General features: G+C 59.9%; 10 protein-coding genes. 5 read left to right on the forward strand and 5 right to left on the reverse strand.

Annotated elements, in window-relative coordinates; translation table 11 throughout:
* The first annotated feature begins 68 nt into the window (after positions 1–68).
* A complete protein-coding gene (locus tag EX00_RS06430) occupies positions 69–1,676 on the forward strand; it encodes a fumarate hydratase (RefSeq protein ID WP_047455255.1) in 1,608 nt (535 codons plus the stop codon).
* A 193-nt stretch (positions 1,677–1,869) separates the two neighbouring features.
* Complete coding sequence (locus EX00_RS06435) at positions 1,870–2,937, forward strand: GGDEF domain-containing protein (protein ID WP_047455257.1); 1,068 nt, start codon at positions 1,870–1,872, stop codon at positions 2,935–2,937.
* Between the two features lie 54 nt (positions 2,938–2,991).
* Here EX00_RS06435 and EX00_RS06440 read toward each other — a convergent pair whose 3' ends face one another.
* Together EX00_RS06440 and EX00_RS06445 are read right to left on the reverse strand one after the other, a co-directional pair.
* Positions 2,992–3,600, reverse strand: a complete 609-nt coding sequence (locus EX00_RS06440; protein WP_047455258.1) for a pyridoxamine 5'-phosphate oxidase family protein — start codon at positions 3,598–3,600, stop codon at positions 2,992–2,994.
* Positions 3,601–3,658: 58 nt separating this feature from the next.
* A complete protein-coding gene (locus EX00_RS06445; RefSeq protein WP_047455260.1) occupies positions 3,659–4,633 on the reverse strand; it encodes an alpha/beta hydrolase in 975 nt (324 codons plus the stop codon).
* Between the two features lie 46 nt (positions 4,634–4,679).
* Here EX00_RS06445 and EX00_RS06450 point away from each other — a divergent pair, with 46 nt between their 5' ends.
* Positions 4,680–5,165 (forward strand): MarR family winged helix-turn-helix transcriptional regulator, encoded by a 486-nt coding sequence (locus EX00_RS06450; protein ID WP_047457504.1) that lies wholly within the window; start codon positions 4,680–4,682, stop codon positions 5,163–5,165.
* Here EX00_RS06450 and EX00_RS06455 read toward each other — a convergent pair.
* The gene (locus EX00_RS06455) at positions 5,159–6,358 is read right to left on the reverse strand and encodes a low temperature requirement protein A (protein WP_047455262.1); all 1,200 of its coding nucleotides are present in this window, start codon (positions 6,356–6,358) and stop codon (positions 5,159–5,161) included. The genes EX00_RS06450 and EX00_RS06455 overlap by 7 nt on opposite strands.
* A 29-nt stretch (positions 6,359–6,387) precedes the next feature.
* Positions 6,388–6,762 (reverse strand): gamma-butyrobetaine hydroxylase family protein, encoded by a 375-nt coding sequence (locus EX00_RS06460; RefSeq protein WP_047457507.1) that lies wholly within the window; start codon positions 6,760–6,762, stop codon positions 6,388–6,390.
* Positions 6,763–6,896: 134 nt separating this feature from the next.
* On the opposite strand from EX00_RS06460, the gene moaA reads away from it, so the two are divergent.
* Positions 6,897–7,946, forward strand: coding sequence for a GTP 3',8-cyclase MoaA (gene moaA / locus EX00_RS06465; RefSeq protein WP_047457510.1), 1,050 nt, complete (start codon positions 6,897–6,899; stop codon positions 7,944–7,946).
* Between the two features lie 81 nt (positions 7,947–8,027).
* On the opposite strand, the gene EX00_RS06470 is transcribed toward moaA, so the two are convergent.
* A complete protein-coding gene (locus EX00_RS06470; protein ID WP_047455264.1) occupies positions 8,028–10,577 on the reverse strand; it encodes a methyl-accepting chemotaxis protein in 2,550 nt (849 codons plus the stop codon).
* A 330-nt stretch (positions 10,578–10,907) separates the two neighbouring features.
* Here EX00_RS06470 and EX00_RS06475 point away from each other — a divergent pair, with 330 nt between their 5' ends.
* Positions 10,908–11,819, forward strand: a complete 912-nt coding sequence (locus EX00_RS06475; protein WP_047455266.1) for a DMT family transporter — start codon at positions 10,908–10,910, stop codon at positions 11,817–11,819.

Raw genomic sequence — 11,819 nt, forward strand, 5'->3', positions numbered from 1 at the left:
GACCCTGCCGGATTTAGACCGTTTCCAAACGTCTCTTCCGCCACTTCTAGGCATTGAAAGGTCCACGCATGGCTGACGATCTCTTTCCCCTCGGTGCAGACGCCACTCCTTATCGCAAGATTTCGAGCGATTACGTCTCCGTCGACACGTTCAAGGGCCAGGACATCCTGACCGTCGATCCCGAGGGTATCCGGCTGCTTGCCGAGACCGCTTTCGCCGACATCAACCACCTGCTGCGTCCCGGCCACCTCAAGCAGTTGGCCTCCATTCTCGACGATCCGGAGGCGACCGACAACGATCGTTTCGTGGCCTATGACCTGTTGAAGAACGCCAATATCGCCGCCGGCGGCGTGCTTCCCATGTGCCAGGACACCGGCACGGCGATCATCATGGGCAAGAAAGGCCGGCGCGTCTGGACCGAAGGCGGCGACAACGCGGCGCTGGCCAAGGGCGTGCTCGACGCCTACGAGAAGAAGAACCTGCGCTATTCGCAGCTTGCTCCGATCAAGATGTTCGAGGAAAAGAACACCAAGAACAATCTGCCGGCGCAGATCGATATCTATGAGGAAGGCACCGACGCCTATGAATTCCTCTTCGTCGCCAAGGGCGGCGGCTCGGCCAACAAGACGTTCCTCTATCAGGGCACACCGTCGCTGCTCACCCATGACCGCATGTTGGATTTCCTGAAAGAGAAGATCCTGACGCTCGGCACGGCGGCCTGTCCCCCCTACCATCTCGCCATCGTCATCGGCGGCACATCGGCCGAGATGACCCTCAAGACAGTCAAGCTCGCCTCAACGAAATACCTGGACTGTCTTCCCACGGAGGGCTCCGAAAGCGGGCATGCCTTCCGGGATATCGAAATGGAAAAGGAAATCCACAAGCTGACGCAGAGCCTCGGCGTCGGCGCGCAGTTCGGCGGCAAGTATTTCTGTCACGACGTCCGCGTGATCCGCCTGCCCCGTCACGGCGCCTCGCTGCCGATCGGCCTTGGCGTTTCCTGCTCGGCCGACCGTCAGGCCAAGGGCAAGATCACCCGCGACGGCATCTTCATCGAGCAGCTCGAAACAGATCCGTCGAAATACATGCCCGAAATCGATGAGGCAAAGCTGTCCGAATCGATGGTCCGAATCGACCTCAACCGACCGATGGCTGATATCCTGGCCGAACTGTCGCGCCATCCGGTGAAGACCCGGCTGTCGCTGACCGGCACTATCATCGTCGCCCGCGACCTGGCGCATGCGAAAATCCGCGAGCGCCTGGAAAAGGGCGAAGGCATGCCTGATTACCTGAAGAACCATCCGGTCTACTATGCCGGCCCCGCCAAGACTCCGGCCGGCTACGCCTCCGGCTCCTTCGGCCCGACGACAGCTGGGCGCATGGATAGCTATGTCGATCAGTTCCAGTCCTTCGGCGGCTCGATGGTGATGCTCGCCAAGGGCAACCGTTCGCGTGCCGTGCGCGAGGCCTGCAAGACGCATAAGGGCTTCTATCTCGGCTCGATCGGCGGCCCCGCTGCCCGCCTTGCTCAGGACTGCATCAAAAAGGTCGAGGTACTGGAATATCCGGAACTCGGTATGGAAGCGGTCTGGAAAATCGAGGTGGAAGACTTCCCCGCTTTCATCGTTATCGACGACAAGGGCAACGACTTCTTCCAGGAGCTCAACCTGGGCTGACCATTTTACCGGAATAGAGAGAAAGAAGGCGCCGTCTGGCGCCTTCTTTCCAAGTATATCTCTATATGAAAGCAATTAATTCTGAATCTTAGATTGCAGATAAAATTTGATATTAATTGGCTTATTTCTTTTCAAAGATTCTTAGGCTAAGTAAAGCTAGTGCTTTCATGAATTGATATTATGGAGTTCGCCGATGAATACGGTGGTTGCGCCCAAGGCGCAAGTTCCCGACGTGGCAGGACAGATTACCTATGCCATGCGGTCCATGGGCGTCGCACCTATCCCGCGCAACTACGAATTGTTCTATGAAGCCTATATCGGCTCCAATCCTGTTCTGACCCGCGAGCTCGCCGCCCTCGGCAGCAACGCCACGCAAGAAGAGCTGGATACGATCGGTACGCGGCATTTCGCCAACCACACCGGCCGCGTTTTCGATGAGGCCCATGCCCGCATCATCACTGAATTAGACGGCGTGTTGCGCGCGCTTCAGCAAGAGCAGGCCTCCCTGGAAAGCTACAACCGGCTGCTCGGCGAAACCTGCCAGCGCATCATGTCCAAAAACAACAACAGCGCTGACCTGTTGCGCAGCGCCATCGATATCCTGACCGAGGCGACTGGAGACACCATGGCGCATGGTGAACGGACCGTCGAGAACGTCAATCAGCGCAGCCACGAAATGGACCAGGTCCGGAAGGAGCTGGACGAATACAAGCGAATCGCCAACACCGACGCGCTGACACGGCTCTCCAATCGCCGCGCCTTCGACGATCGCCTGGCTGCCGTCTTCGACAACCAGATGGTCAGGCCCGTGACGGCGCTAGTGCTGGCAGATATCGATCATTTCAAGAAGATCAACGACAGCTTCGGCCATCCGGTCGGCGACAAGATCCTGGCGACCGTCGCCTCTGTCATTCGCGCCAACGTCCGCCGCGAAGCCTTCGTCGCCCGTACCGGCGGCGAGGAGTTTGCGCTGATCCTCGAAGGCTATACGCCGGAAGACGCGCTGGCGACCTGCGAACGCATCCGCCGCGCGCTGGAGGCAACGCCCTTCAAGAATTCGCGTACCAGAGTGAATTACGGCCCGATCACCATCTCGCTCGGCGTCTGCATGGCTTCCGACGCCGCGGACCCCAGCCAACTCTATGGAAAGGCAGACATCGCGCTTTATTCCGCCAAGAATGCCGGCCGCAATTGCAGCTACGCCTATCAGAACGGCATGCAGAAAGACTTCGCGAAAAGTTGGCTTATCTATAAGACATAAAAGCAAGGCCAACGGCCGCCGGCGATATCCTCGTGGAAGCGCCGGCGGCTTTCATTACCACATGCTCTTGGCGGCGCGCACCGGCCATTCGCGGTCATAGGTTTCCTGGTCGAAATCGCCCTTCGCCGCCTTCAGCAACATGCCAGGCGTCGGCAGGCTGGCCGGATCGACGAACCTCTCCGAATTCCAGAGCTCCGCACGCATCACTGCCCGCGCGCATTGGAAATAGACTTCGTCGATGGTGATCACCACGACGCTGCGTGGATGCTTGCCATCCATTTCGAAGCTCGCCAGTAGGCTTTCCTCAATGGAGACGACGGCGCGGCCATTGAGCCGCATCGTCGTGTTCGAGCCGGGAATCAGAAACATCAGCGCGATACGCGGATCGCGGACGATATTGGCGAGCGAATCGACGCGATTGTTGCCGCGCCAGTCGGGAAGCAGCAGCGTCTTGTCATCCTCTACCCGCACGATGCCGCCGAGATCGCCGCGCGGCGAGCAATCCAACCCTTCCGGGCCGACCGTTGCCAGCGCCATGAATGGGGACGCCTCGATCATCAAACGGTAAAGCGGCGTCAGCGCATTCGTCACCTTGGCGGTCGCAGGCTCGCCGGCACCACCGTAAAGTTCATTCAATTCTTCAACGGAAGTGATGATCCGCATGTTGCCTCGCATCTTTTAAAACCGGATACCGGCGGGTTGGGCGCAAGGCATGACGTGGCTATGACACGCGCCGCGCTCGAGTCCGGGAAAAGGATATCACCGTTTCACCGTCGGTTTCGAGCGCATTTTCGTCCTCGCTTGCAAATTGCGCCTCCGCCAGGAACGCACCGATTGCCTCCAGCACCGGAGCGGCGCTGACGATGCGGCGGTGGCCGAATCCGTTCGCCCAGAGCATGCGAACATCGCCGCCTGCCCTCTCATAGGCGCGCGCGTGATCAGCGCTCACTTCCTTGTCATCCTCGGCGTGGACGACCAGTACCGGCCGGCCGAGATCGCTCGCTCCGCGCCCGGCATCATAATCCTTCAATAGCCTACCGGTGACCCGGCCGACTTCCGCCTCGAGCGCCGCCTGAGTCTTCGGATTAAGTTCCATCAGCCCGCCAAAATCGGTGAACAACCAGCCCATCGCGCTCGGTGCGCCGATCAGCACGAGCCGCTCCGGCAGAACCGGCTCGATATCAGGCAGGAAACCCGCCGCTGCAAGCGCAATGGAGGCGCCGCCGAAGGAGTGACCGATGGTCGCATCGAAGGCGCCGAATCGCGCCGCCGCCGCCGCGATGGCGGAAACAGCGAGGCGCAGATTGAGGAACCGCCCCGGGGAACGACCATGGCCCGGCAGGTCGAGTGCGATCACCTCGGCACCCGAATCGGCAAGGAAAGCAGCCAGTTCCGACATGTATTCGCTGCTGGAACCCCAGCCATGGACCACCAGGTAACGCGCGCGCCGGCCTTTGGCGCCGCCGTTGAAACGATGGGCCATTGCCCGTCCTCCGGGGAAAGACAATATGATCGCCTCGGTGGAAGCAAGCCGCGCCCTGCCCTCGGCGTGAGCGGCCTTGGCCTTGGCGCCCTGGGGCCGGCGCGACGGCGTCAGGCAAAAGAGCTTGAAGGCAGCCCGACCGGCAAGCCTTGGCGAAACACGACCGAGGCTGGACAATCCCAGCCGGGTGACCTTGAGCGCAAAGGATGGCATAGTGGGAATCCCAAATATGTTCAACTATGAACAATAAAGTACAATGATGAACAAAAATCAATCCCTCCCTTGGGATCATCCGCGTTTTCGCAGCTGGATCGCCGTTGGCCGCGCCTGTCAGTTGATGCAACAGTCGCTCGGCCGGGCGCTCGCCCATCTCGACATCAAGACGCCGCATCTCGACATCCTCATCAATCTCTTCCGCTTCGAGGGCATTTCGCAGCAGGAACTGGCCCATAAGCTGCTGGTCGGGCGCTCCAATATGAGCATGCTGCTACCGCAGATGGAAAAACGCGGCCTGATCGAGCGCCGTGGCGACAAATATGACAAGCGCGTCCTGCGGCTTTATCTGACCGCCGAGGGCCGCCGTGTCACCGAAGAGGCCATGACCATCCAGACCGGCCTCATCGACCGCATGCTCACGCATGCGCCGATCGAGGAATGTGAGCGGATCGCTACACATATGGAGCGCATCATCGGCCTGTTGCTACAGGATGAAAACGAACCGCTGGAAGCCGCCGGCGATCAGTGATTGCCGGGAGGTCGCGCAAGCGGTACGGCACGGGTCAGCGACGCATATTCCCAGATCGCCACCACCACCAGCACGGCCGTCGCGAGAATGCCGAGCTGATAGACGGCGACCATCGGCAGCGTCAAAAGCAGCAGCGCCAGTCCGACAAGCCCGGCCAGATGCGACAATGGCGGCCGGCCGGTCGTCGCGCCCTTGAACCAGAGATTGCCGATCAGGAACACCGCCGGACCGCCGAGGACCGCGGCTGCGATATGCAGATCGGCCTGATCGTGGGAATGGGAAAACAAGAACTCGTCGCTGACGACGCTCAGGATGATGCCGGCGAGAATGGGGATATGCGCATAGGTGAAAGCCTGGCGCGCCAGGCTGCCGGGCGTTTCATCGTGCTCGATGCGATGGGCGGCGCGTTCATGACCGAACTGGAAATAGATCCACCACATGGCAACGGTGCCAACGAAAGTAGTGACGAACACGACGATCATCAGCGGTGAAAGTGGCTCTTCCGCAAAGGTCTTGCCCGCCAGAAGCACTGCTTCCCCCAAGCAAATAATGATGAACAAGGCGCAGCGCTCGGCAAGATGCGCACCGGAAACATTCCAATCCGCGGTGGTCGACTTGCCGAGACCGGGCACGCGGAAGCCGAGAGCGGGGCCTGCATATTCGATCACCAGCGCCACAAGCCACAGCGCAACCTGCGTCTCGCCTCCCAAGAGCGCGCCGCCAATCCAGAAGATGCCCGACAGGATCAACCAGCTCGAGATGCGCAGAAAGTTACGGTGATTGCCTGCGTTGACACCCCTCAAGGCATGGGCCGTGAACAGCGAGCGCCCGACCTGCATGAAGACATAGGCGCCGGCAAAGAAAATCGCCTTCTCGCCGAAGGCATCCGGGATCGACGCCGAAAGCACCAGCCCGGCAAACATCAGCACGAACAACATGATACGGACCGGCATGCGGTCAGGATCGAGCCAGTTCGTCACCCAGGCGGTGAAGACCCACACCCACCAGACGGCAAAGACCAGCATAATGGCTTCGAGAGCGCCAAGCAGCGTAAAATGGTTGGCCAACGCATGGGAAAGCTGGGAGATCGAAAAGACGAAGACCAGATCGAAAAACAGTTCGACGAAAGAGACCTTGCTCTCGTTCTTGCTGCCCTTGGCGCGCAGCCAGCTTTCCTTACCCCGACCAACCATGCCTGCCCCCTTCGTGCCGAAAAGCTGTATTAATGCGGCTTGCCCGCAGCATCGCGGCTCAAGCCCTTTTCCTTCAATTCAGCCTCATAGGCCGCAAAAAGCTCCGGACCCTTCTCGCCGAGTTCGCGCAGATAGGTCCAGGTAAAAATGCCAGTATCATGCATGTCGTCGAAGCCGATGCGCACGGCGTAATTTCCGGTTGGGGTCATCGACATGATGCCGACATTGCGCTTGCCCGGCACGGTGATCTTCTGCCCCGGCCCATGCCCCTGTACCTCGGCCGATGGCGACAGCACGCGCAGCATCTCCGCCGACAGATCGAAGCTTGTGCCGTCGTTGAAGCTTACCACCAGATGATGGCGGTCCTTCGATACTCTCAATTCGGTTGGCCAGACGTCGCTCATCGATTGTTCCATGCGTTTCAATGCCTATCCGGAGAAGTAGGCCGGCGTTTCTTCACGCGCAAGTACAATCGAAATGCATTTCCCTTGACGCAACAATCGCCTATGCACACATTAACATGGTAACGGAGGTTTTCGTGAACAGCATTGTTGGTACGATAGGCAATGGATCGCCACTTGTGGCGGATGCGTCACCCATGATCGACCCTTTCGGCCGGGCCGTCACCTATCTGCGCGTCTCCGTGACCGACCGTTGTGACTTCCGCTGTACCTATTGCATGGCGGAAAACATGACCTTCCTGCCGAAGAAGGACCTGCTGACGCTGGAAGAGCTGAACCGGCTCTGTTCCGCCTTCATCGCCAAAGGCGTGCGAAAGATCAGGCTGACCGGCGGCGAACCGCTGGTGCGGAAGAACATCATGTTTCTGGTGCGCGAACTCGGCAAGCGCGTTCAGGATGGCGAGCTCGAGGAGTTGACGCTGACGACCAATGGGTCGCAGCTCTCTCGCCATGCCCAGGAGCTTTATGATTGCGGCGTGCGCCGCATCAACGTCTCGCTCGATACGCTCGACCCCGACAAATTCCGCGCCATCACCCGCTGGGGCGATTTCGCCAAGGTGATGGAGGGCATTGATGCCGCGCAGAAGGCCGGTCTGAAGATCAAGCTCAATGCCGTGGCGCTCAAGGACTTCAACGAGGCCGAGATCCCCGAGATGCTGCGCTTCGCCCATGGCCGCGGCATGGACCTGACCGTCATCGAGACGATGCCGATGGGCGAGATCGAGGAGGACCGCACCGACCGGTATCTGCCTCTCTCCAAGCTGCGCGCCGACCTCGAGCAACAATTCACACTCACTGAAATCCCCTATAAGACCGGCGGCCCAGCCCGCTATGTCGAGGTTGCCGAAACCGGCGGCCGGCTCGGCTTCATCACGCCGCTCACCCATAATTTCTGCGAGAGTTGCAACCGCGTGCGCCTGACCTGCACCGGCACGCTCTATATGTGCCTCGGTCAGAACGATGCCGCCGACCTGCGCACGGCGCTGCGGGCAACCGAAGACGACAGCCTCGTCTACGCCGCCATCGACGAAGCCATTACCCGCAAGCCGAAAGGCCACGACTTCATCATCGACCGCACCCACAACAGGCCCGCGGTCGCACGCCACATGAGCGTTACGGGCGGCTGATTTCAGCTATCTAGACAAGAAAATGCCGGGTCAAAAGCCCGGCATTTTCTTCTATTTATCTCTAATTTCTAAACTAAAATCTTAGGCAGCGCGATATCGGCTCTTGCCGGTATCATAGCTCTCATACATCTCGTCGCCATCGCCCGTCCGGAAACGGTCGATCTTCTCGGAGAGCGTGTCGACGCGCTGGCGCAGGCCGTGGATCTCGGCATTGTTCTCCTCGACCATCGCCGCATTCCTCTGCGTGATCAGTTCGACTTCGCCGACCGCCCGCGTCACCTCCTCGATGCCGGTCGATTGCTCGGCCGTCGCGGAGGAAATGTCGGATACGAGCTTCTGGACACCGGTGACGTGCTTGATGATCTCGTTCAGCGCAGAGCCGGTCTGCTCGACCAGATGCACGCCGCTGCGCACCTGTGCCGAGCTTGCGGAAATCAGCCCCTTGATCTCCTTCGCCGCATTGGCGCAGCGCTGCGCCAATTCCCGCACCTCCTGGGCGACCACGGCAAAGCCACGGCCGGCATCACCGGCGCGAGCCGCCTCGACGCCGGCGTTCAGCGCCAGCAGATTGGTCTGGAAGGCGATCTCGTCGATGACGCCGATGATGGTGGCGATCTTTTCCGACGAGCGATTGATCTCGCTCATCGCGCCGACAGCTTTGGCGACGACTTCGCCGGACTGGGTTGCATAGGCCTGGGTCTCGTTCACCGACATCGCCGTCTGCTTGGCACGATCGGCCGTGGAGCGCACGACATCGCTCAAGCGGTGCAGAGCCCGCGAGCTTTGCTCAAGAGCCGCCGCCTGCTGTTCCGTGCGGCGCGCCAGATCGTCGGCGGACATGGCGAGGTTGCCGGTGCCACCCTTGATCTCCTCGGCGGTATAGCGGACATCCGTCAGCGTCTCGCGCAAGGCCTCGATCGCATGATTGTAGGTAAAGGCCATTTCGACGAAATCAGCGGAGAGGTCTTCCCGCATGCTCTCCTCGAGATTGCCATCGGCAAGCTTGGCCAGAACATCGGCGAGCGCATTCAGCGCCTGCTTCTGCTCGGCTTCGATGCGGGCACGGTCTGCGGCCCGGCGTTCGGCCTCTTCCGCCGACAGAGCGCGAGCACTCTCCGCTTCCCGCTCCAGCCGGACGTTTTCGACAGCAGCATCGCGGAAGACGGTGACGGAGCGCACCATGTCGCCGATCTCGTCGCCGCGATTGCGGCCGTCGATCGCCACTTCCAGATCGCCGCTTGCAAGCCGCGTCATGATCTCGGTCACCCGCTTCAACGGTCCGCGCAGCGTCTCCACCAGCATCAGGCCGCCGACGATTGCCAACAGCGTGCCGAGGATCATGGCGATAACCGAGACATTGGCCGAACGCTCGCTATCTTCCTTGCCGATCTCCTGGGCCTGGGCGACGAAGCTGCGCAGCGATGTCATCGCATCCGCCAATATGCCGTTGGAGTCGACCCGCGTCGTCTTCCAATCCGCCGAAGTCTGCAGCAGATCGGCCGACCCTTTGGTTACGCCATCGATCAGCGGCTGAGCACGCGAGGCAAAGTCGCGCATGGTGGCATTGGTCGGGCCGAGTTCCGAAATCTTAGCGGCGACCTCCTGCAAATCCTTCAGATCGGTGATAACGGCATCTCGCGAGGTGGCGTCGCGGACATTCTCCATGCGTGACGCATGCAATGTCAGGCGATCGATGATGCCGAACGCCACGTCGACACGGTCCAGAAGCTCCTTCTGCCCGTCGATGATCTTGTCGAGACTGACGAAGCGATCGGCGGCGGTATCGCTGTTTTTGGCCGATTGCAGGGTCATGTCACCCTCGATCTTTACGAAGCCCTGCAGGATCGGCCCCATGGCCTCGACCTTCTGATCAGAGGTGCCGCTACCCTTCAGGACGGCATCAAGCTTGTTGGCTGCGTCGGCCGCGTTGTTCACGAGCCCGGCGCCGCGCTTGGAGACGAGGGCCTGCGAGATGGCCAGTTGCTTCAGAATGGCGTCGGCATAGGTGCGCGCGTCGGTGATTTCCTCATCGGCGTCGGCAGCCATCTGCACCTGGATGCGCAGGTTGCTCATCTTTTCCGACAGGCCCTTGTAGGCAGCTGCATCGTAGAGCAGTTCCTTGGCGAAGGTTTCCTTATCGCTGAATTCCTTGCGGATGATATCAATCTGCTTGGCGGCGACCTTGCCTCCGGCTTCGATGCCCTGCACCGCCTTGCGGATCGCATCGACGTCGCCGTCCTGCTTCAGCCTGATATTCCAGAGAGCAACCGTCTGAGCGCGCATCTTGTCCGCCAAAGCGCCGACCGTGGAAATCTTGGCGCGCTGGTCGTCGCTGAGCAGACCGCTCAGGCGCTGGACGCCGGCTTCCTGCGCATCGACCTTGCCAGTGAGCGCCTGGCGCGTCTCATCGGAGGGCGAGGTGGTGAACTCCTGGAGCGCCGCCTGCAAATTCTCGAAATCGCTGATGTTTTCGATCGTCGCCCGTGTCACGGTCATATGCCCGTTGAGGATATTGGCCGTGTGATAACCGACCATACCGACACCGGCGATCAGCACCACCAGCGGCACGACGAAAATCAGAACCTTGGTCACGATCCTGCGACTTTGCAGAAGACGATCAATGAAGAACATGCCACGCCCCAATCAAATTGGTTGGTATCCGGCGAAGGCGGGATCATCATTCCTGCTGCGCTGCGGTAGATACTTCTGCGTCATGCAAAACCGAGTGGGAGCCTCGGGAAATAAGATTGAATAAGAATTAAGCGCACACATAAAAGCTTGTGTAATCTACGAAAAATCCGAAATTCTGTCTCGTTTTGCGATTTTATCGGAGCCAGGCATGCGATCAACCGGAAGTTTCGCTGCAACGCACAATCGAATTCCGCCACCAATAGACTATGAGCGATTCCAATTTGACGAAAAGCACAGTAGGTCAAACTGATATATCCAGGGAATCGTTTCATGCCGCGGACCAAGAATACGCAAGGCGCCCTTTACATGGCCGCATCGATGGCGGGTTTCGCCTGTAGCGACGCCCTGTCCAAATCAGTCATCTCGGTGATGAATGCCGGCGAGATCATTTTTATCCGCGGGCTCTTCACCAGCATCGTTGTCTACCTGATCGCCCGACATATGGGTGCCCTGCGTTCGTGGAAAGTCATCCTGCAGCCGATGATCGCATTGCGCATCGCCTGCGAGGCAATCGCGGCGGGAACCTATATCACCGCGCTTGGAATGATGCCGATCGCCAATGCCTCGGCCATTCAGCAGGCGGTGCCGCTCGCCGTCACGCTTGGAGCCGCGCTGTTCCTCAAGGAACCCATCGGCTGGCGGCGCTGCGCGGCAATCATCGTCGGTTTCGCCGGCGTACTAATCATCGTACGCCCTGATCCCCAAGGGTTTACAACGGCCGCCCTGCTCTCCATTGCCTGCATGTTTGCCACCGTTGCACGCGATCTGGCCACGCGATGCATCAGCAAGGACGTACCGTCGCTGATGGTAACGGTGTGCACCGCAATTTCGATTTCGATCTTCGGTGCTCTGTTGACAGCGCCGCTCGGCGGTTGGCAGCCGGTCAGCCTCACCTCGTTCTCGCATATCCTGCTGGCATCGGTCCTGGTGCTGATCGGCTATCAGGCGACCATTCTGGCGATGCGCACCGGCGAAATCTCCTTTGTCGCGCCGTTTCGTTATATAAGCCTGATCTGGTCGGCGCTGCTCGGCCTGCTTTTCTTCGGCGAGGTGCCGGATGCCTGGACCTTCATCGGCGCCGCCATTGTCATCGCTTCCGGCATCTATACATTCTATCGGGAGAGAAAGCGGCAAGCGGCCCAGCCTATCGCCCAGGAATCAGAGCCGCGTGTGCCCGCCTGA

The organism is Martinezella rhizogenes, from assembly GCF_000799715.1.
GTDB classification, from domain to species: domain Bacteria; phylum Pseudomonadota; class Alphaproteobacteria; order Rhizobiales; family Rhizobiaceae; genus Rhizobium; species Rhizobium rhizogenes_C.